This is a genomic window from Streptomyces sp. WAC06614 (genome assembly GCF_003949795.1).
Taxonomy (GTDB): domain Bacteria; phylum Actinomycetota; class Actinomycetes; order Streptomycetales; family Streptomycetaceae; genus Streptomyces.
In genome coordinates this window covers 58,273-78,542 of record NZ_RPRY01000001.1, presented here as the reverse complement: position 1 = coordinate 78,542, position 20,270 = coordinate 58,273, and the positions used below count along the sequence as shown (strand labels likewise).

General features: G+C 70.4%; 18 protein-coding genes and 2 pseudogenes. 11 read left to right on the top strand and 9 right to left on the bottom strand.

Annotated features, from left to right (window positions below; all coding sequences use genetic code 11):
- The 6 genes from murJ to trxA form a co-directional block, all read left to right on the top strand.
- A partial coding sequence (gene murJ, locus EF918_RS00395) for a murein biosynthesis integral membrane protein MurJ (protein WP_125638650.1) occupies nucleotides 1-1,943 on the top strand: 1,943 nt, incomplete at its 5' end.
- Between the two features lie 117 nt (nucleotides 1,944-2,060).
- Nucleotides 2,061-3,776: a protein kinase family protein gene (locus EF918_RS00390; protein ID WP_125638647.1), complete on the top strand. Its 1,716-nt coding sequence runs from the start codon at nucleotides 2,061-2,063 to the stop codon at nucleotides 3,774-3,776.
- 103 nt (nucleotides 3,777-3,879) lie between these two features.
- Nucleotides 3,880-4,569, top strand: coding sequence for an RNA polymerase sigma factor SigM (gene sigM, locus EF918_RS00385; RefSeq protein WP_125638644.1), 690 nt, complete (start codon nucleotides 3,880-3,882; stop codon nucleotides 4,567-4,569).
- On the top strand, nucleotides 4,566-5,489 hold the full coding sequence (locus EF918_RS00380; RefSeq protein ID WP_260609664.1) for an anti-sigma factor: 924 nt from the start codon (nucleotides 4,566-4,568) through the stop codon (nucleotides 5,487-5,489). Before sigM ends, EF918_RS00380 begins: the two co-directional genes overlap by 4 nt.
- A gap of 126 nt (nucleotides 5,490-5,615) precedes the next feature.
- Complete coding sequence (trxB, locus tag EF918_RS00375) at nucleotides 5,616-6,575, top strand: thioredoxin-disulfide reductase (RefSeq protein ID WP_125638641.1); 960 nt, start codon at nucleotides 5,616-5,618, stop codon at nucleotides 6,573-6,575.
- 63 nt (nucleotides 6,576-6,638) lie between these two features.
- Complete coding sequence (gene trxA / locus EF918_RS00370; protein WP_125638638.1) at nucleotides 6,639-6,971, top strand: thioredoxin; 333 nt, start codon at nucleotides 6,639-6,641, stop codon at nucleotides 6,969-6,971.
- Nucleotides 6,972-7,028: 57 nt separating this feature from the next.
- Here the strand turns inward: trxA and EF918_RS00365 are convergent, their stop codons facing one another.
- The 9 genes and pseudogenes from EF918_RS00365 to rpmH all read right to left on the bottom strand — a co-directional run bounded on the left by EF918_RS00365 (nucleotide 7,029) and on the right by rpmH (nucleotide 13,468).
- Nucleotides 7,029-7,646 carry a GNAT family N-acetyltransferase gene (locus tag EF918_RS00365; protein ID WP_125638635.1) on the bottom strand — a complete coding sequence of 206 codons (618 nt, stop codon included), beginning with the start codon at nucleotides 7,644-7,646 and terminating at the stop codon, nucleotides 7,029-7,031.
- Between the two features lie 78 nt (nucleotides 7,647-7,724).
- The gene (locus EF918_RS00360) at nucleotides 7,725-8,816 is read right to left on the bottom strand and encodes a ParB/RepB/Spo0J family partition protein (protein ID WP_125638632.1); all 1,092 of its coding nucleotides are present in this window, start codon (nucleotides 8,814-8,816) and stop codon (nucleotides 7,725-7,727) included.
- The gene (locus EF918_RS00355) at nucleotides 8,813-9,925 is read right to left on the bottom strand and encodes a ParA family protein (RefSeq protein ID WP_125638629.1); all 1,113 of its coding nucleotides are present in this window, start codon (nucleotides 9,923-9,925) and stop codon (nucleotides 8,813-8,815) included. Before EF918_RS00355 ends, EF918_RS00360 begins: the two co-directional genes overlap by 4 nt.
- A 229-nt stretch (nucleotides 9,926-10,154) precedes the next feature.
- Nucleotides 10,155-10,874 carry a 16S rRNA (guanine(527)-N(7))-methyltransferase RsmG gene (gene rsmG / locus EF918_RS00350; RefSeq protein ID WP_125638626.1) on the bottom strand — a complete coding sequence of 240 codons (720 nt, stop codon included), beginning with the start codon at nucleotides 10,872-10,874 and terminating at the stop codon, nucleotides 10,155-10,157.
- A gap of 138 nt (nucleotides 10,875-11,012) precedes the next feature.
- Nucleotides 11,013-11,525 (bottom strand): R3H domain-containing nucleic acid-binding protein, encoded by a 513-nt coding sequence (locus tag EF918_RS00345; RefSeq protein ID WP_125638622.1) that lies wholly within the window; start codon nucleotides 11,523-11,525, stop codon nucleotides 11,013-11,015.
- A gap of 12 nt (nucleotides 11,526-11,537) precedes the next feature.
- On the bottom strand, nucleotides 11,538-12,653 hold the full coding sequence (yidC, locus tag EF918_RS00340) for a membrane protein insertase YidC (protein ID WP_125638619.1): 1,116 nt from the start codon (nucleotides 12,651-12,653) through the stop codon (nucleotides 11,538-11,540).
- 30 nt (nucleotides 12,654-12,683) lie between these two features.
- Nucleotides 12,684-12,938, bottom strand: a pseudogene (gene yidD, locus EF918_RS00335) (membrane protein insertion efficiency factor YidD); the annotation flags it as partial.
- Nucleotides 12,935-13,309 (bottom strand): ribonuclease P protein component, encoded by a 375-nt coding sequence (gene rnpA, locus EF918_RS00330; protein WP_125638613.1) that lies wholly within the window; start codon nucleotides 13,307-13,309, stop codon nucleotides 12,935-12,937. The gene rnpA and the pseudogene yidD, both read right to left, overlap by 4 nt.
- A gap of 21 nt (nucleotides 13,310-13,330) precedes the next feature.
- Nucleotides 13,331-13,468, bottom strand: coding sequence for a 50S ribosomal protein L34 (gene rpmH / locus EF918_RS00325; protein ID WP_125638610.1), 138 nt, complete (start codon nucleotides 13,466-13,468; stop codon nucleotides 13,331-13,333).
- A 356-nt stretch (nucleotides 13,469-13,824) separates the two neighbouring features.
- Between rpmH and dnaA the strand changes: the two are divergent.
- From dnaA to EF918_RS00295, 5 genes and pseudogenes are all read left to right on the top strand, one after another.
- Nucleotides 13,825-15,460: pseudogene (gene dnaA / locus EF918_RS00320) on the top strand (chromosomal replication initiator protein DnaA).
- 869 nt (nucleotides 15,461-16,329) lie between these two features.
- Nucleotides 16,330-17,460, top strand: a complete 1,131-nt coding sequence (gene dnaN / locus EF918_RS00310; RefSeq protein ID WP_125638607.1) for a DNA polymerase III subunit beta — start codon at nucleotides 16,330-16,332, stop codon at nucleotides 17,458-17,460.
- 78 nt (nucleotides 17,461-17,538) lie between these two features.
- Complete coding sequence (gnd, locus tag EF918_RS00305; protein ID WP_260609666.1) at nucleotides 17,539-18,444, top strand: phosphogluconate dehydrogenase (NAD(+)-dependent, decarboxylating); 906 nt, start codon at nucleotides 17,539-17,541, stop codon at nucleotides 18,442-18,444.
- A 39-nt stretch (nucleotides 18,445-18,483) separates the two neighbouring features.
- Nucleotides 18,484-19,608 (top strand): DNA replication/repair protein RecF, encoded by a 1,125-nt coding sequence (gene recF / locus EF918_RS00300; RefSeq protein WP_125638601.1) that lies wholly within the window; start codon nucleotides 18,484-18,486, stop codon nucleotides 19,606-19,608.
- Nucleotides 19,605-20,213, top strand: a complete 609-nt coding sequence (locus tag EF918_RS00295; protein ID WP_260609662.1) for a DUF721 domain-containing protein — start codon at nucleotides 19,605-19,607, stop codon at nucleotides 20,211-20,213. Before recF ends, EF918_RS00295 begins: the two co-directional genes overlap by 4 nt.
- The last annotated feature ends 57 nt before the right edge of the window (nucleotides 20,214-20,270 follow it).

The window sequence follows — 20,270 nt, the reverse complement described above, 5'->3', positions numbered from 1 at the left end:
CCTACCAGGAGACCGGCCCGCTCTACGCGGCGCCGGCAGCCCCGGCGTACGCCCCCGACCCCAAGGTGTGGGCGCAGACCCCGCCGCCCGAGCCGGACGGCCCCTCCCGGCACCTGCCGTACGGGGACCGGCCGGCGACCACCCAGTTCGTCGGCGTCGACTCCCTGGTCACCCACGCCGCGGAGGACGAGCCCGAGCCGGACGCGTTCGCCCACCTCTACAAGGACCAGCAGGCAGCGCCCGGCACCACCGCCGCTCCGGCGGTGGAGGAGGCGCCGGTCGCCGTGCCCGCCCCGGCCAAGCCGGCCGGCAAGGCGTCCGGCCTGCTGAAGTCCAGCGCACTGATGGCCGCGGGCACGATCGTCTCCCGGATCACGGGCTTCCTGCGCACCCTGGTGATCGCCGCCGCCATCGGCGTCGGCACGTTCAACGACACCTACCAGGTCGCCAACACCCTGCCCACGATGATCTACGTGCTGGTCGGCGGTGGCGCCCTGAACGCCGTCTTCATCCCGCAGCTGGTGCGCGCGATGAAGAACGACGACGACGGGGGAGAGGCCTATGCCAACCGGCTGCTGACCCTGGTCATCGTCCTGCTGGCGGGCGTCACCACCGTCTGTGTGCTCGCGGCGCCGCTGTTCATCACGATGATGTCCCCGAAGATCGCCTCCGACCCCCACCAGATGGAGGTCGCGACGGCGTTCGCCCGCTACTGCCTGCCCACGATGTTCTTCATGGGCGTGCACGTGGTGCTCGGCCAGATCCTCAACGCCCGCGGCCGGTTCGGCGCGATGATGTGGACCCCCGTCCTGAACAACATCGTCGTCATCGCCACCTTCGGCGCCTTCATCTGGGCCTTCGGCAGCTTCACCAGCTCCGGCGTGAACAGCGCGACCGTCACCCCCGAAGGCGTCCGCCTGCTGGGCCTGGGCACCCTGCTGGGCCTGACCGTCCAGGCGCTGGCGATGCTGCCGTACCTGCGGGACGCCGGCTTCCGGCCGCGCCTGCGGTTCGACTGGCGGGGCCACGGCCTGGGCAAGGCCGCCCGGCTGGCCAAGTGGACGTTCTTCTTCGTCCTCGCCAACCAGATCGGCCTGGTCGTCGTCACCCAGCTCGCCACCTGGGCGGGTTCCCTCGCGGAGAAGCAGGGCCACCCCGGCACGGGTATCACCGCCTACAACTACGCGCTGCTGCTGTGGCAGATGCCGCAGGCGATCATCACCGTCTCCGTGATGACGGCCGTGCTGCCCCGGATCTCCCGCTCCGCCCACGACGGCGACGCCGCCGCCGTCCGCGACGACATCTCCTACGGCCTGCGCACCTCGGCGGTCGCGATCGTGCCGTGCGCCTTCGCGTTCCTCGCCCTCGGCGTGCCGATGGCCACCCTGTTGTACGCGGGCTCCGGCTCCGGCGCCCAGAACATCGGTTACGTGCTGATGGCGTTCGGTCTCGGCCTGATCCCGTACTCCGTCCAGTACGTGGTCCTGCGCGGCTTCTACGCCTACGAGGACACCCGCACGCCCTTCTACAACACCGTCATCGTCGCCGGGGTGAACGCCGCCGTCTCCGCGCTGGCCTTTTTCGTCCTTCCCCCGCGCTGGGCCGTCGTCGGCATGGCCGCCGCCTACGGTCTGGGCTACGCGGTGGGCGTCGGTGTCGCCTGGCGCCGACTGCGCGTCCGACTGGACGGTGACCTCGACGGCTCCCGCGTGATCCGCACCTACGCCCGGCTCGCCGGGGCCTGTGTTCCGGCCGCCCTGGCCGCCGGCGCGGCGGCCTACGGCATCACCCGGCTGCTGGGCAGCGGAGTGCTCGGTTCCGCCGCCTCCCTCGCCGCCGGCGGCATCCTCCTCGCCGCCGTCTTCCTCGCCGCGGCCAAGCGCATGCGGATCGAGGAACTCAACGCCATGGTGGGGATGGTGCGCGGGCGTCTGGGTCGCTGATGCGCACAACCATCGCACCCCTTCGCGTGTCGTGCATAGCGGTGGACTGTGGGCACAATTGGCTTGGCTTCGCAGACTGGCCGACAGCGTGCAACGGATGGGGAGGCAGGAACGACGGTGGCGGAACGTAGCACGGCTGCCGTCGACGTGGCCGACAACAGCGGCGAGAAGTCGCGGGCCGCAGCAGCGGCCAAGGCCACGGCCGACGGGGTGGACACCCAGGACGGACGAGCCCCGGACGACCCCATGCCCGAACCGGACGGTGAGCGGGCCGCGGCAGCCACCGCCGCCGCGCCCGAACTGCACAGTGGCCACAAACTCGCCAGGCGCTACCGCCTCGAGGAGTGCGTCACCCGTCTGGACGGATTCAGCAGCTGGCGTGCCATGGACGAGAAGCTGCGCCGGGCCGTGGGCGTCCACCTGCTGCCCGCCGACCATCCGCGGGCCCGCGGCGTCCTCGCCGCGGCCCGTTCCTCCGCACTCCTCGGCGACCCCCGGTTCGTCCAGGTGCTCGACGCCGTCGAGGAGAACGACCTCGTCTACGTCGTCCACGAGTGGCTGCCCGACGCCACCGAGCTGACCGCCGTCCTCGCCTCCGGCCCGCTGGAGCCCCACGAGGCCTACCAGCTCGTCAGCCAGGTCTCCCAGGCCATGACCGCCGCCCATCGCGAGGGCCTGGCCCATCTGCGGCTGACGCCCAGCGCGATACTGCGCACCTCCACCGGCCAGTACCGCATCCGCGGCCTCGCCGTGAACGCCGCCCTGCGCGGCATCACCAGCGACACCCCGCAGCGCACCGACACCGAGGCGATCGGCGCCCTGCTGTACGCCGCCCTCACCCAGCGCTGGCCCTACGAGACCGACGCCTACGGGCTCACCGGTCTGCCCAAGGGTGTCGGTCTGCTGCCGCCGGACCAGGTCCGTGCCGGCGTCCACCGCGGGCTGGGCGAGCTCGCCATGCGCGCCCTCGCCAACGACGGTGCCACGGCCTCCCGGCAGGAGCCGCCCTGCACCACTCCTGAGGAACTGGCCAAGGCGGTCGCCGCGATGCCCCGCATCCGGCCCCCGGAGCCCGCGTTCACGGCTCCGCCCGAGTACCAGCAGACCACCTACCAGCAGGGCAACTACGGCCGGCCGCCGGCGCACCCCGGCATGACCGCACCCCTGCCGCACCCCGTGCCGCCGCCGTCCCCGCTGCAGAGCCGGACCGGGCGGGTCCTGAAGTGGAGCGTGGCGGCCCTGCTCATCGCCGCCCTGGGCCTGGGCAGCTGGCAGCTCGCCGGCACCCTCCTGGACCGCGTCAACGGCGACAGCGGCAACAGTGGTCCGACCCAGCCGGCTTCGGGCGACGAGGCGCCCAAGGAGAAGCCGAGCAAGCCGCTCGACATCCGCAGCGCCACGGTGTTCGGAAGGGACCCGATCAAACCGGCCGACGCGGGCAAGGCCATCGACGGCGACACCGGCTCGGCGTGGGTCACCCTGGAGTTCCGCGGCCACGCCAACTTCGGCAACCTGAGCGATTACGACGACGGCAGCGGCATGATCGTGGACCTCGGGGAAGCCCGCGACATCACCGAGCTGAACGTGGACCTGTACAACGGCAAGCACAAGGTCGAAGTACGTGCCGCCACGGCCGACGCCTCCTCGCCGCACGCTCTGGGCGACTTCCCGCAGGAGATCGTCAAGCTGGGACCGTTCAAGAAGATCAACGCCAAGCTCGACACCCCGGTGAAGACCCGCTACCTCCTGGTCCACATCACCGAGCTGCCCAGCAGTCCGGGCGGCTACCGGGGTGGCATCAGCGAGATCAAGGTGTTCGGCCGCGCCGACTGACCGCCCCGCCAGGACGACTTCAGGGTCCGCCGCGCCATCGGTGCGGCGGACCCTCGTTTTCGCCCCGCCGGACCCGTACGCTCCCTCCCGGAGGGGAGGTGCGATGCACAACGCGACGACCGGCGAGGACAGCGACCGGGACCTGCTGGCCCGGCACGTCGCCGGTGATCCCGACGCCTTCGGCGAGCTCGTCCGCCGCCACCGCGACCGGCTGTGGGCGGTGGCCCTGCGGACGCTGGGCGACCCCGAGGAGGCCGCCGACGCCCTCCAGGACGCCCTGGTCTCCGCCTACCGGGCCGCACACACCTTCCGTGGCGAATCGGCCGTCACCACCTGGCTGCACCGCATCACGGTCAACGCCTGCCTCGACCGGGCCCGCAAGGCCGCCTCGCGCAGGACCTCTCCCCTGGACGACACCGACCGCCTGGAGCGCCTCCTGGAGCCCCACGAGTCGGCCGAGGCACCCGCCGAGCGCCACGCCCTCCACCGGGAGCTGCTGGCGGCGCTGAGCACCCTCCCCGCCGAGCAGCGGGCCGCTCTCGTCCTCGTCGACATGCAGGGATACCCCGTGGCGGAGGCCGCACGGGTGCTGGGCGTGCCCACCGGGACCATCAAGAGCCGGTGCGCCCGGGGCCGGGCCCGGCTCCTGCCGATGCTCACTCATCTGCGCGCCGATCCCGGGGATAACACCGCCACTGAGCGGGGAAGGAACCGGTCGCAAGGGACGTCCGTCCCACCAGCGGCAGAATCCAGGGATCCAGATGCTCTGAAGGGCGGAGGTGGACGAACGTGAGCCCCACTCAGGGCGCGCCCGGTGCGATCCGGCATCCCGACGTATCAGAAATCTCCGACCTCACCGAAGGCCTGCTCTCCCCGGCCCGGACCGCGGAGGTCCGCCGTCACCTGGGCGAATGCCCGCTGTGCGCGGACGTCCGTACCTCCCTGGAGGAGATCCGCTCCCTGCTGGGCACCCTTCCCGGGCCGCCCCGGATCCCCGCCGACATCGCGGGCCGGATCGATGCCGCCCTGGCGGCAGAGGCGCTGCTCTCGGCCACCGCGCCCGCCGAGACCTCCGAGACCTCCGAGATCTCCGACGGCGCCACCGACCGACCTGCCCCGGCCGCCGAGCGCCCCCACCATGTTTCACGTGAAACGACGTCGTCCGTGAGTGCCCCGACCCGGCCCGCCGGGCGACCCCGGGCCGGCACAGGACCCGGACGCGGCCGCCGCAGGGCCGTGCTCGCCGGCCTGGTGGCCGCCGCGGCCCTCGGTCTCGGCGCCGTCCTGCTCCAGCTTCCCTTCGGTGAGCACCACGAGAGCGGCTCCCAGGACAGCTCCGTCACCGCCTTGCAGCCCAAGCAGGACCGATCGACGTTCTCCGCGGGCGGGCTGGAGGCACAGGTGCAGCAGCTCCTCGGCAGGAGCGAGCGCAATCGTTCGCTCAGCTCCACCGATTCGCAACCCGGACTCGCCCCGGCCGAGCGCGAGGCACCGACCGTGCCCCCCTGTGTCCAGCAGGGCATCGGCCGTACGGAGACGCCGCTGGCCACCGAGACCGGGGTCTTCAAGGGGGCGGACGCCCTGCTCGTGGTGCTCCCGCACCCCTCGGACACCACCCGGGTGGACGCCTACCTCGTGGACAGCACCTGTACCGGCACCCCCGGTACCGGACCCGGAAAGGTCCTGCTGACCGCGACGTACGCGCGTCATTGATCCGTAAGAGGTCACTCGGACACCCGGGGAATGCTTGCGCCGTAGGATCCGTTGGGTGGGGTGAGAGTCCGCACCGGCCCCCGGTAGGCAGCAGGCGCCACGCCTGGAGAGACGAGGAAGAAACCCGTGAGCGACGTCCGTAACGTGATCATCATCGGCTCTGGGCCGGCCGGCTACACGGCTGCCCTGTACACCGCACGCGCCTCGCTCAAGCCGCTGGTCTTCGAGGGCGCGGTCACCGCGGGTGGTGCGCTGATGAACACCACCGAGGTGGAGAACTTCCCCGGCTTCCGTGACGGCATCATGGGCCCGGACCTCATGGACAACATGCGCGCCCAGGCCGAGCGCTTCGGCGCCGAGCTGGTCCCGGACGACGTCGTGTCCGTGGACCTCACCGGTGAGATCAAGACCGTCACCGACACCGCCGGCACGGTCCACCGGGCCAAGGCCGTCATCGTCACCACCGGCTCCCAGCACCGCAAGCTGGGCCTGCCCAACGAGGACGCCCTGTCCGGCCGCGGTGTCTCCTGGTGCGCCACCTGCGACGGGTTCTTCTTCAAGGACCAGGACATCGCCGTCGTCGGCGGTGGCGACACCGCGATGGAGGAGGCCACCTTCCTCTCGCGCTTCGCCAAGTCGGTCACCATCGTCCACCGCCGGGACAGCCTGCGTGCCTCCAAGGCCATGCAGGACCGTGCCTTCGCGGACCCGAAGATCACGTTCGCCTGGGACAGCGAGGTCGCCGAGATCCACGGCGAGCAGAAGCTCACGGGCCTCACCCTGCGCAACACCAAGACCGGTGAGACCTCCGAGCTGCCGGTGACCGGCCTGTTCATCGCCGTCGGCCACGACCCCCGCACCGAGCTGTTCAAGGGTCAGCTGGAGCTGGACGAGGAGGGCTACCTCACCGTCGACGCGCCGTCCACCCGCACCAGCGTCTCCGGTGTGTTCGGCGCGGGCGACGTGGTGGACCACACCTACCGTCAGGCCATCACCGCGGCGGGCACCGGCTGCTCCGCCGCCCTCGACGCCGAGCGCTTCCTCGCCGCCCTCACCGACGCCGAGCACGCCGCGGCAACCGTCTGACCCCCCGCCCGGACCCACCGGGCGGATCCCCACACACCCCGCAGTAAGAAGAAGGAGGCCGCTGTGGCCGGCACCCTGAAGAACGTCACCGACGCAGACTTCGACAACGAGGTCCTCAAGAGCGAGAAGCCGGTCCTGGTGGACTTCTGGGCCGAGTGGTGCGGCCCCTGCCGCCAGATCGCCCCGTCCCTGGAGGCCATCGCGGCCGAGCACGGCGACCAGATCGAGATCGTCAAGCTCAACATCGACCAGAACCCCGGCACGGCCGCCAAGTACGGCGTCATGTCGATCCCGACGCTGAACGTCTACCAGAACGGCGAGGTCGTCAAGACCATCGTCGGGGCCAAGCCGAAGGCCGCCCTCCTGCGTGACCTCGACGCCTTCATCCAGGGCTGATCTCCGCAGCACGACGGGGCCGCTCCTCCTTCGGGAGGGGCGGCCCCGTTCGCGTTCTCACAGGGGGCGGAGCGCCGGCTCCTTGCGGGCAGCCCCCAGCAACCGGTCCAGGGCCAGCTCCACGTCTTCCTTCCAGGACAGCGTCGAGCGCAGCTCCAGCCGTAGCCGGGGATGCACCGGGTGCGGCCGTACCGTCTTGAAGCCCACCGCGAGCAGATGGTCGGCGGGCAGCAGACAGCGCGGTCCTTCCCAGTGGGCCTCACCGAAGGCCTCGATCGCCTTGAACCCGCGCCGCAGCAGGTCCTTGGCGACCGTCTGCACCAGCACCCGGCCCAGCCCCTGCCCCTGGTAGCCCGGCGCGATCTTCGCAGTGATGAGCTGCACGGCGTCCGGGGACACAGGGCTGGTGGGGAAGGACATCGATCGTGCCACATAGGCCGGCGGCGCGTAGAGCACGAAGCCCACGGGGATGTCGTCCACGTAGACCACCCGGCCGCACGAGCCCCATTCCAGGAGCACGGCGGAGATCCAGGACTCCTTCTCCATCTCCCCGGTGCCTGCCTTCACGGCGGCCTCACCGCTGACCGGGTCCAGTTCCCAGAAGACACAGGACCGGCAACTACGGGGCAGATCCTGGAGGTTGTCCAGCGTGAGCGGTACCAGCCGACGACCCATGAACGCATCGTATAAGGGCAAAGGGCGGGCCGCACCGGTTGACCACCGGCACGGCCCGCCCCCGCACGACGGTCCGGGTCAGTCGCGGTCGGACCCCTGGTCCAGCACGCGACCCTCGCCGGGCGCCAGGGTCGCCAGGATCCGCTCCAGGTCCTCCATCGAGGCGAACTCGACGGTGATCTTGCCCTTCTTCTGGCCCAGGTCCACCTTCACCCGGGTCTCGAAGCGGTCCGACAGCCGGGTGGCGAGCTCCGACAGCGCCGGCGAGACCCGGGCGCCCGCCCGGGGCCCCTTCGCACGCGTCGGGCCGGAAGGCTCGGACTCCATCAGCTTGACGATCTCCTCGACCGCCCGCACCGACAGCCCCTCGGCCACGATCCGGTGCGCCAGCCGGTCCTGCTCGGCGGAGTCGTCCACCGCCAGCAGGGCCCGCGCATGGCCGGCCGAGAGCACACCTGCGGCCACCCGCCGCTGGACCGGCGCCGACAGCTTCAGCAGCCGCAGCGTGTTGGTCACCTGGGGGCGGGAGCGGCCGATACGGTCCGCCAGCTCGTCGTGGGTGCAGTTGAAGTCGTGCAGGAGCTGGTCGTACGCCGCCGCCTCTTCCAGCGGGTTCAGCTGGGCCCGGTGGAGGTTCTCCAGCAGGGCGTCCAGCAGCAGCTTCTCGTCGTCCGTCGCGCGGATGATGGCCGGGATCCGCTCCAGACCCGCCTCGCGGCACGCCCGCCAACGGCGCTCGCCCATGATGAGCTCATAGCGGTCCGGACCGGACTGCCGCACCACCACCGGCTGGAGCAGGCCCACCTCCTGGATCGAGGTGATCAGCTCGGCCAGCGCGTCCTCGTCGAACACCTCGCGCGGCTGGCGCGGGTTGGGCGTGATCGCGTCCAGGGGCAGCTCGGCGAAGGTCGCGCCGGCCACCGTCTGGACCTCGTCCGCCACGGGCTCGGCGAGCGCGGGCAGCTCTGTTTCACGTGAAACATCGACGGCGATCGCCGTGGATGCCCCCGCGGCCGGCCCTGCCAGCTTGGCCGCCGCGATACCGCGGTCCGATGTCAGTACCGGCACGGCCGACGGGGACGTGGACCCCGCAGCCGGCGTCCGCTCCTGGGGAGCAGCGGGAATCAGCGCGCCGAGCCCCCGCCCCAGACCCCTACGTCGCTCACTCACTGGATCCCCTCCGCCATGTTCTGCGTGCTGTTCAGGCCCGCGCCGCCCCGGTGGGCGTTACGGGCGTCGTATCGGATGCCGACCCCGCGCAGCGCGATCTCCCGCGCCGCCTCCAGGTAGGAGAGGGAGCCGCTGGAACCCGGGTCGTAGGTGAGCACCGTCTGTCCGTAGCTGGGCGCCTCGGAGATGCGCACCGAACGCGGGATGCTCGTCCGCAGGACCTCGTCACCGAAGTGGCTGCGGACCTCGTCGGCCACCTGCGAGGCCAGCCGGGTCCGCCCGTCGTACATGGTGAGCAGAATGGTCGACACATGCAAGGACGGGTTGAGGTGGGCCCGCACCAGGTCGACGTTGCGCAGGAGCTGTCCCAGGCCCTCCAGCGCGTAGTACTCGCACTGGATCGGGATCAGCACCTCCGCACCCGCCACCAGCGCGTTGACCGTCAGCAGGCCGAGCGACGGCGGGCAGTCGATGAGGATGTAGTCGAGCGGCTGCTCGTACGCCTGGATCGCACGCTGGAGCCGGCTCTCGCGCGCGACCAGCGAGACCAGCTCGATCTCGGCGCCGGCCAGGTCGATGGTGGCAGGTGCACAGAAGAGCCCTTCCACGTCCGGCACCGGCTGGACGACCTCCAGCAGCGGCCGGCTGTCGACCAGCACGTCGTAGATCGAGGGGACCTCCGCGTGGTGGTCGATACCCAGGGCCGTGGAGGCGTTGCCCTGCGGGTCGAGGTCGATCACCAGGACGCGGGCGCCGTGCAGGGCCAGCGAGGCCGCCAGGTTCACGGTCGTGGTGGTCTTGCCGACGCCGCCCTTCTGGTTGGCGACCACCATGATCCGGGTCTGGGCCGGCCGGGGCAGTCCCTCACCCGCACGGCCCAGGGCCTCCACCGCCAGCTGGGCGGCCCGCCCGATCGGCGTGTCGTTGTCCACCGGAGGTGGCGACGACTCTGCTGCGGCCCCCGCTGAGGGTGCCCCCAGTGGCACATCGCCCATCGGCTCGGAGCGGGGACCGGGGACCGGATCGGCCAGGGGCCCCGCAAGGTTGGCGTCGGACCGCACGGATTCACTCTCCTCGACATCTGGCTCGCGATGAACAGAGCCTCCCATGCCTTCGGGGTCGCGAACCAGCGGGGCCCGAACTCCTGTGGATGAATCCACCACTGTGGACAACTCCGTCACCCCTGCGTCCTTCCGGTGGCGCAGGGGCGCAGCCGCACGACCGCGGCTGATGATTCCGTGCAGCAGAGAGCGACGTTTCACGTGAAACACGATGCACGGGCGGGCTAGTCAGCCCGCTACGACACTCCGAAATCCATACCTATAGGGGCGTTTCGGCTCAACGACGCCGGCGTGCCCGTCCGGTCCGGGCCGCCTTGGCCCGCTTGGCCGCAAACCTCACCCCGCCGGGGCTCTCCCCGACCTCGACCCGCACCAGGGTGGACAGGGGGTCCACCACACCCTCGCCGACCTGGAGCACCGAGGTCTTCACCACACCGAGCTTGGCCAGCGCGGTCTTCGCCGCGTCCAGCTCCTCCTCGGCCGTGTCGCCCTTGAGCGCCAGCATCTCGCCGTACGGACGCAGCAGGGGAACGCCCCAGCCGGCCAGCCGGTCCAGCGGAGCCACGGCCCGCGCGGTGACCACGTGCACCGGAGGCAACTTGCCCAGCATCTCCTCGGCACGCCCACGGACCACGGTCACATGGTCCAGCCCGAGCAGCTCCACGACCTCCTGGAGGAAGGTGGTGCGCCGCAGCAGCGGCTCCAGCAGGGTGATCTTCAGGTCCGGACGTACGAGGGCCAGCGGGATACCGGGCAGGCCGGCGCCCGAACCGACGTCGCAGACCGTGACACCCTCCGGCACGGCCTCGGAGAGCACGGCGCAGTTCAGCAGGTGGCGCTCCCAGAGCCGGGGCACCTCGCGCGGGCCGATCAGTCCCCGCTTGACGCCTGCGTCCGCCAGCAGCTCGGCGTACCGGACGGCTTCCGGGAAATGCTCACCGAATACCGTGCGTGCTTCCTCGGGGGCCGGGGGAAGCTCCGCTGCTGCCTCCGTCACGGGGGACCGTCCTTCCGTACCGCTGTAGAAAACCAGGTTGTTGGCTGTAGAGCTGTAGAGCTGTACGTGTCAGTGTCAGGCTGACAAACTTCGGCCCCGCCTGCGACACAGGCGGGGCCGACCACTCATGCTTTCCGATCAGGCCGGGAGCACGACGACGAAGCGCTGCGGCTCCTCGCCCTCCGACTCGCTGCGGAGCCCCGCGGCCGCCACGGCGTCGTGGACGACCTTGCGCTCGAACGGGGTCATCGGGGCCAGCTTCACCGGCTCGCCCGACGCCCTGACGTCCGCCGCGGCCTGGGCACCGATCGCCGCGAGCTCCTCGCGCTTCTGGGCCCGGTAGCCGGCGATGTCGAGCATCAGCCGGCTGCGGTCCCCGGTCTCCCGGTGCACGGCCAGGCGCGTCAGCTCCTGGAGGGCCTCCAGGACCTCACCGTCCCGGCCGACGAGCTTCTGCAGCTCACGGCTCGACGAGTCACTGATGATCGACACCGAGGCACGGTCGGCCTCGACGTCCATGTCGATGTCGCCGTCCAGGTCGGCGATGTCCAGCAGCCCCTCGAGGTAGTCGGCCGCGATCTCACCCTCCTGCTCGAGGCGGGTCAGGGTGTCGCCACCCTCAGCGGCGGCGGAGGTGGTGCCTTCCGTCACGGGATGGACTCCTTACTTCTTGGACGAGGGCTTGCTGGTGGGGGGCGTCTGGCGCTGCGACTTCGACTGCCTCTTCGGCTGCTGGCGCTTCGCGGCACCGGTGCCGCCGCTGGCCGCATCGGCGTCCGCGGTGGGCACCGCACTCTTGATCACAGAGCCGTCCGCCTGCGCGGCCATGCCCTGCTTGGCGAGCGCGGAGATGAACTTGCGCTCGTTGTCGTTGCGGTCCGGCCCCTTCGCCACGATGGTGGCGACGATCTTCTTCTTGCCGCGGCCCCGGAGCTCACCGTGCGAGGTGATGCTCTTGAGCAGACGGTTCAGGTACTGGTCCTGCGCCTTGCTGCCCGGCGTCGGGTTCTGGTTGATCACGTACATCTGCTGACCCATGGTCCAGACGTTCGTGGTCAGCCAGTAGACGAGGACACCGACGGGGAAGTTGATGCCCATCACCGCGAAGATGACCGGGAAGATGTACATCAGCATCTTCTGCTGCTGCATGAACGGCGTCTTGACCGACAGGTCGACGTTCTTCTGCATCAGCTGGCGCTGCGTGTAGAACTGCGACAGCGACATCAGGACGATCATGACCGCGGTCACGATCATCACGTTCGCCGGGGTGGAGCCCAGGGCCTCGACCTTGGACGCGGGGTCCCGGAAGGTGGCGGCGATCGGCGCGCCGAAGATCTTCGCCTCACGGGCGCTGTCGACCAGCTGCTGGTCCAGCACACCGATGGTCTTGCCGTTGGCGATGTTGCTGAGCGTGTGGTAGAGCGCGAAGAAGAACGGGGACTGCGCCAGGATGGGAAGGCACGAGGAGAGCGGGTTGGTACCCGTCTCCTTGTACAGCTTCATCATCTCTTCGGACTGACGCTGCTTGTCGTTCTTGTAGCGCTCCTGGATCGCCTTCATCTTCGGCTGGAGCGCCTGCATGCCCCGCGTCGCCTTGATCTGCTTGACGAAGAGCGGGATCAGGCAGATGCGGATCAGGACCACCAGGGACACGATGGACAGGCCCCAGGCCCACCCACTGTCCGGCCCGAAGATCGCACCGTACAGGCTGTGGAACTGCACGATGACCCACGAGACGGGCGTGGTGATAAAGCTGAACAGACTGGCAATCGTGTCCACTAATCAGGCTCCTTGAGCATTGCGAGGTCGACGCAACGCATTGCGCAGCTGCTCGTGCCAACGCGGGCGTTTGCGAGGTGGGACGTGGTCCACACCTCCCGGCGACCACGGATTGCACCGCAGGATCCGCCAGGCGGTCAGGACCGTCCCCTTCACCGCACCATGCCGGTCGATGGCCGTGTACCCGTAGTGCGAGCACGAGGGGTAGTAGCGGCACACCGGCCCGAGCAGCGGACTGATCGTCCACTGGTACAGCTTGATCAAAGCGAGCAGCGGGTACTTCATCGAGCCACGCCTCCCAGCAACCGCTCCAGAGCGGCATCCAGGTCCCGGGCCAGGTCCTCGTGGCCGGCGTCACCCGCTCCGGGCAGCGCCCGCACCACCACCAGGCTACCGGGGGGCAGCAGGCTCAGACGATCGCGGACCAGATGGCGCAGTCGGCGCTTGACCCGGTTACGGACGACCGCCGTGCCGACCGCCTTGCTGACGACGAAACCCGCACGCGTCGGGGGAGCACTCTCCCCCGGCCCGTGCGGGTCCGTCGCACCGCTGGTGCGTAGGTGGACGACGAGGAGCGGGCGACCAGCCCGGCGGCCTCGGCGTACCGCAGTCGCGAAGTCCTCGCGCCGCCTCAGCCGATGATCGGGAGACAGCACGACGTCATGATCCTGTTCGGATCAGGCGGACAGGCGGGCGCGACCCTTGCCACGGCGGGCGGCCAGGATGGCGCGGCCGGCACGCGTACGCATGCGCAGGCGGAAGCCGTGGGTCTTGGCGCGACGACGGTTGTTCGGCTGGAAGGTGCGCTTGCTCACTCGGGGGCTCCAGAAATGAATCGTTAGTGGCGTGACATCGCCTGGCTGTCACCGTGCGCCCACGAGGAACTCGCGAGGTCGCCCGAGTGGACACCGCTAAACGATCACACTGAGTGATCTTCGCCCATCGGTAGGCAGGCGGCAGCAGCCATCGACAACTCGACCTGGTTACGGTACGCGGGACTACGCCATCCGGTCAAACCGAGCGGTCACGGGGGCCCACTGTGCACAGGCTGTGGACAACGACTTGAACCGTACCCGTCGCGCTGACTACCGTTGCCTGACCCCGGATTTTTTGTCCCGACCGTCCCATAAGAACCACACCTTCGTGGGACCCCTGTGAGAGAGCGTGCTCTGTGGCTGACGTACCTGCCGATCTTGCCGCAGTGTGGCCACGCGTGCTGGAGAAGCTCCTCGGGGAGGGTCAGCAAGGGATCGAGCCCAAGGACAAGCAGTGGATCGAACGCTGCCAGCCCCTGGCGCTCGTCGCCGACACCGCACTGCTCGCCGTCCCCAACGAGTGGGGCAAGCGGGTCCTGGAGGGCCGGCTGGCCCCGCTGATCAGCGACAGCCTCAGCCGTGAGTGCGGCCGCCCGATCCGGATCGCCATCACCGTGGACGACTCCGCCGGCGAGCCCGCGCCCCCGGCCCCGCGGCGGGCAGAGCGAGGACTACGGCTGGCAGCAGCCGCGCCTGGGCTACCCCGAGCGCGACCCGTACGCGACGCCGCAGCCCGGCTACCTCCAGCAGGACGGGCCCGGCGGCTACGAGTCCTCCTACGAACAGCAGAACGGCTACGAGCCCAAGCCGTACGAGCAGCCCTCGTACGACGCGTACGACCAGAAGCCGTCCTACGACAAGCCGCCCGCCTACGACCCGGCGCCACTGCCCGCCCCGGGCCGCCCCACCGCGCCCGGCGCCCCGGCCGGCGGCGGCTCGTCCTCGGGTCCGCTGGAGCCGACCGCACGGCTGAACCCGAAGTACCTGTTCGACACGTTCGTCATCGGCGCCTCCAACCGCTTCGCGCACGCCGCCGCGGTGGCGGTGGCCGAGGCGCCCGCCAAGGCGTACAACCCGCTGTTCATCTACGGCGAGTCCGGCCTGGGCAAGACCCACCTGCTGCACGCCATCGGGCACTACGCCCGCAGTCTCTACCCGGGCACCCGGGTGCGGTACGTGAGCTCGGAGGAGTTCACCAACGAGTTCATCAACTCGATCCGCGACGGCAAGGGCGACGCGTTCCGCAAGCGGTACCGCGAGATGGACATCCTTCTGGTCGACGACATCCAGTTCCTCGCGAGCAAGGAGTCGACGCAGGAGGAGTTCTTCCACACCTTCAACACGCTCCACAACGCGAACAAGCAGATCGTCCTGTCCTCCGACCGGCCGCCCAAGCAGCTGGTCACCCTGGAGGACCGGCTGCGCAACCGTTTCGAGTGGGGCCTGATCACGGACGTCCAGCCGCCCGAGCTGGAGACCCGGATCGCGATCCTGCGCAAGAAGGCGGTGCAGGAGCAGCTCAACGCCCCGCCGGAGGTACTGGAGTTCATCGCGTCCCGGATCTCGCGCAACATCCGTGAGCTGGAGGGCGCGCTGATCCGGGTGACGGCCTTCGCGAGCCTCAACCGGCAGCCGGTGGACCTCGGACTGACCGAGGACGTCCTGAAGAACCTGATCCCCGGCGGCGAGGACACCGCCCCCGAGATCACGGCGACGGACATCATGGCGGCGACCGCCGACTACTTCGGTCTGACCGTGGACGACCTGTGCGGCTCCTCGCGCAGCCGGGTGCTGGTCACCGCGCGGCAGATCGCCATGTACCTGTGCCGGGAGCTCACGGACCTCTCGCTGCCCAAGATCGGTGCGCAGTTCGGCGGGCGGGACCACACCACCGTGATGCACGCGGACCGCAAGATCCGGGCGCTGATGGCGGAGCGGCGTTCCATCTACAACCAGGTCACGGAGCTGACCAACCGCATCAAGAACGGCTGACGCACCCGGCCCCACCCACCCCTCGAAAAGGGCGCTCCCGGACCCCCGGGAGCGCCCTTTTCGTCGTCCTCAGGGGGGCGCCCGGCCCGGGAGAGGGGGCGTGCGGAGTGGTTCGCGCGCCTCTGACCTGTTCGAATACGCCCCCTCGGAGCCAAGTCATCCACAGATTGGGGGACTTTCTTCCGTCCACAGCTTGGGGACTGTCCCGGTCACCCACAATCTGTCCACAGGTCTCCCTGTTGAGGGACCATCAGCCCAGGTCAGAGGGCTGTGGATTTGTGCGCGAAGATGATCCACAGGCTGTGGACGATCTTTTGTCCACAGGTCTGTCCACCGACCTTGTCCACCGCTCGCCCACAGGTTCAGGCCCTCTGTGCACAGGATGAGGCCTTCACTCCACAGCCTTGTCCACTGTTCGGCAACGGCACCGCCCCTCTCACCGCTCGGAGTGAAAGGCGTCACACGGATGTGAACGTTTGGGCTGTGGAGCACTGGGGGAAAACTGGGGACACACCTGTGGAGCACTCCGGGTGTCCTGGGGACAGCCTGTGCAGAACTTTCTGTTCTCCACAGCACACCCCGGTTGTCCACCGGCTCCACCCACAGGGTCGGTGGAAAAAATCTGGCCGGTGACCTGCGAAAACGCAGTTATCCACGGTTTCCACAGGCCCTACTACTACCCCCATAGACAGTTAGGCCGGTTTCCGTTTTCAAGCAGGCCCTGTGCACAAGTCCGTCCGACGGCCTCCCCGACACCTCGCTCCCGACTTGACCGCCGGCCGCACGGAGTGTCGGTGCCGTACGTCAGACTGTGCGGAGGCAATGAGCCGACGACGAGAGCCAGCAACAGCAGCAGGAGGCGGCTGAAGGTGAAGATCCGGGTTGAGCGCGACGTACTCGCGGAGGCGGTGGCGTGGGCGGCCCGTAGCCTCCCGGCCCGGCCGCCGGTTCCCGTCCTCGCGGGCCTGCTGCTGAAGGCCGAGGAGGGCACGCTCAGCCTCTCCGGCTTCGACTACGAGGTCTCCGCCCGCGTCTCGGTCGAGGCGGACGTGGAGGAGGACGGCACCGTCCTGGTCTCCGGTCGGCTGCTCGCCGACATCTGCCGCGCCCTCCCCAACCGCCCGGTGGAGATTTCCACAGACGGTGTACGGGCGACCGTGGTCTGCGGTTCCTCCCGCTTCACCCTCCACACCCTGCCTGTGGAGGAGTACCCGGCACTGCCGCAGATGCCGACCGCGACCGGCACCGTCCCCGGCGAGGTCTTCGCCGCCGCTGCCGCCCAGGTCGCCATCGCCGCCGGCCGTGACGACACGCTGCCGGTGCTGACCGGTGTGCGCATCGAGATCGAGGGCGACCGCGTCACCCTGGCCTCCACCGACCGCTACCGCTTCGCGGTCCGCGAGTTCCTGTGGAAGCCCGAGGACCCGAACGCCTCCGCCGTCGCCCTGGTGCCCGCCAAGACGCTGCTGGACACCGCCAAGTCCCTGACCAGCGGTGACACGGTCACCCTGGCGCTGTCGGGCTCGGGTGCCGGTGAGGGCCTCATCGGCTTCGAGGGCGCCGGCCGCCGCACCACCACCCGCCTGCTCGAGGGCGACCTGCCGAAGTACCGCACGCTGTTCCCGACCGAGTTCAACTCCGTCGCCGTGATCGAGACCGCCCCGTTCGTCGAGGCCGTCAAGCGCGTGGCCCTGGTCGCCGAGCGCAACACCCCGGTCCGCCTGAGCTTCGAGCAGGGCGTGCTGATCCTGGAGGCCGGCTCCTCCGACGATGCACAGGCTGTGGAGCGCGTGGACGCCAAGCTGGAGGGCGACGACATCTCGATCGCCTTCAACCCGACCTTCCTGCTGGACGGTCTGAGCGCGATCGACTCGCCCGCCGCGCAGCTGTCGTTCACGACGTCCACCAAGCCCGCCCTGCTCAGCGGCCGCCCGGCCGTCGACGCCGAGGCGGACGAGGCCTACAAGTACCTGATCATGCCGGTGCGCCTGTCCGGCTGACTGGGGGCGCCCCCCGTGCGGAGCACGGGGGAGGGTGTGCACCCGCGTGCGGGCGTAGGCTCGGACGCGGGTACGAAACTGGTCACACACCTAAGGAACCACCAGATGGAGCTCGGTCTCGTCGGTCTCGGCAAGATGGGCGGCAACATGCGCGAGCGCATCCGCCGCGCAGGTCACACCGTCGTCGGATACGACCGCAATCCGGACGTCGCCGATGTCCACAGCCTGCATGAGCTTGTGGAGAAGCTGAAGGGCCCCCGGGTCGTGTGGGTGATGGTCCCCGCCGGCGAGCCCACCCAGTCCACCATCGACGAGCTCGGCGAGCTGCTCTCCATCGGCGACATCGTCGTCGACGGCGGCAACTCCCGCTGGACCGATGACGAGAGGCACGCCGAGGAGCTGGCGGCCAAGGGCATCGGCTTCGTCGACTGCGGTGTCTCCGGCGGCGTCTGGGGCCTGGAGAACGGCTACGCGCTGATGTACGGCGGCGCCAAGGACCACGTGGCCCGGGTGCAGCCGATCTTCGACGCCCTCAAGCCCGAGGGCGAGTTCGGCGCCGTGCACGCCGGCAAGGTCGGCGCGGGCCACTTCGCCAAGATGGTCCACAACGGCATCGAGTACGCCATGATGCAGGCCTACGCCGAGGGCTGGGAGCTGCTGGAGAAGGTGGACTCGGTCACCGACGTGCGCGAGGTCTTCCGGTCCTGGCAGGAGGGCACGGTCATCCGTTCCTGGCTGCTGGACCTGGCCGTGAACGCGCTGGACGAGGACGAGCACCTGGAGAAGCTCAAGGGCTTCGCGCAGGACTCGGGCGAGGGCCGCTGGACGGTGGAGGCCGCGATCGACCACGCCGTGCCGCTGCCCGCGATCACCGCGTCGCTGTTCGCGCGCTTCGCCTCGCGCCAGGACGACTCGCCGCAGATGAAGATGATCGCCGCGCTGCGCAACCAGTTCGGCGGCCACGCGGTCGAGACGAAGAAGTAGCAGGAAGACAAGCAGGAGCAGGGGGAGGCCGGCGCCGCCATGCACGTCACGCATCTGTCGTTGGCCGACTTCCGCTCGTACGCCCGGGCCGAGGTCCCCCTCGACCCGGGCGTCACGGCTTTCGTGGGACCCAACGGCCAGGGCAAGACCAACCTGGTCGAGGCCGTCGGCTACCTGGCCACGCTGGGCAGCCACCGGGTCTCCTCGGACGCCCCGCTGGTCCGCATGGGCGCCGACCGGGCGATCGTCCGGGCCGCCGTGACCCAGGGCGAGCGGCAGCAGCTCGTGGAGCTGGAGCTCAACCCGGGCCGGGCCAACCGGGCCCGGATCAACCGGTCCTCGCAGGTCAGGCCCCGTGACGTGCTGGGGATCGTGCGCACGGTGCTGTTCGCGCCCGAGGACCTCGCCCTGGTCAAGGGCGACCCCGGCGAGCGCCGGCGGTTCCTGGACGAGCTGATCACCGCGCGGGCGCCGCGGATGGCGGGGGTGCGCTCGGACTACGAGCGCGTGCTCAAGCAGCGCAACACCCTGCTCAAGACCGCGGCGATGGCCCGCCGGCACGGCGGCCGTTCCATGGACCTGTCCACCCTGGACGTGTGGGACCAGCACCTGGCCCGGGCGGGCGCGGAGCTGCTCGCCCAGCGGCTGGACCTGCTGGCCACCCTGGAGCCGCTGGCCGGCAAGGCCTACGAGCAGCTCGCGCCGGGCGGCGGCGCGATCGGGCTGACGTACAAGGGCAGTGCCCCCACGGCCGGGGCGCAGACCCGCGAGGAGCTCTACGAGGTGCTGCTCGCGGCGCTCGCCGAGGCGCGCAAGCAGGAGATCGAACGGGGCGTGACCCTGGTCGGTCCGCACCGCGACGACGTGGCCCTGGCGCTCGGCCAGCTCCCGGCCAAGGGGTACGCGAGCCACGGCGAGTCGTGGTCGTACGCGCTGGCGCTCAGACTGGCCTCGTACGAACTGTTGCGCGGCGAGGGCGCCGAGCCGGTGCTGATCCTGGACGACGTCTTCGCCGAGCTGGACACGCGGCGCCGGGAGCGGCTCGCGGAGCTGGTGGCCGGCGGCGAGCAGGTGCTGGTGACGGCGGCGGTGGACGACGACGTGCCGGGCGTGCTGGCGGGGGCCCGGTTCCGGGTGTCCGGTGGTGAGGTGACCCGAGGATGAATCCGACGGGCGATCCGCGGGGAAATCCGCAGGGCGGTCCGCAGGGCAACGGCGACGGGGCGGCCCGGCGCACGTCCCCCGAGCCTCCGCCGGCCTCCGGCGGGCAGGTGTCCTCGGGTGTCGACCTGGCCCGGCAGGCCCTTGCGGCGGCCCGTGAGCAGGCCCGGGCGCGCGGCCTGGCGGCGGGCGCGGGCGGGAAGAAGCGGACCCAGGGCCCGGGCCTGCGCTCGGGCGCCCGGGCCGACGCCCGGGACCCGATGCCGCTGATGGCCGCGCTGGAACGGCTGCGGACCGAGCGCGGGTGGGAGATGCCGCTGGCGGACGCGGGCGTCATGGAGCGCTGGCCGCAGATCGTGGGGCCGGAGATCGCGGCGCACTGTGAACCGGAGCGCTACGAGGACCGTGAGCTCCTGGTGAGGTGCGATTCGTCGGCGTGGGCGGCGCAGCTCAAGCTGCTCGCCCCGCAGCTGGTGGCCCGGCTGAACAAGGAGCTGGGTCAGGGCACCGTCCGCCTGATCAAGGTGCAGGGGCCGGGCGGCCGGCCGCGCCGGTACGGGCCGCTGCGGGCCCCGGGCAGCTCCGGTCCGGGCGACACCTGGGGCTGACGGGGCGACCTCGGGCCAGTGGTGTCCCTCACGGTAGCCGGAGGTTGACAGGCCGAA

Bases quoted from the DNA above. Each gene is read 5' to 3' on its own strand.
- sigM (WP_125638644.1), top strand. From the start codon at position 3,880: ATGCACAACGCGACGACCGGCGAGGACAGCGACCGGGACCTGCTGGCC.
- EF918_RS00365 (WP_125638635.1), bottom strand. From the start codon at position 7,646: ATGGGTCGTCGGCTGGTACCGCTCACGCTGGACAACCTCCAGGATCTG.
- EF918_RS00355 (WP_125638629.1), bottom strand. From the start codon at position 9,925: ATGGGAGGCTCTGTTCATCGCGAGCCAGATGTCGAGGAGAGTGAATCC.
- recF (WP_125638601.1), top strand. From the start codon at position 18,484: ATGCACGTCACGCATCTGTCGTTGGCCGACTTCCGCTCGTACGCCCGG.
- EF918_RS00295 (WP_260609662.1), top strand. From the start codon at position 19,605: ATGAATCCGACGGGCGATCCGCGGGGAAATCCGCAGGGCGGTCCGCAG.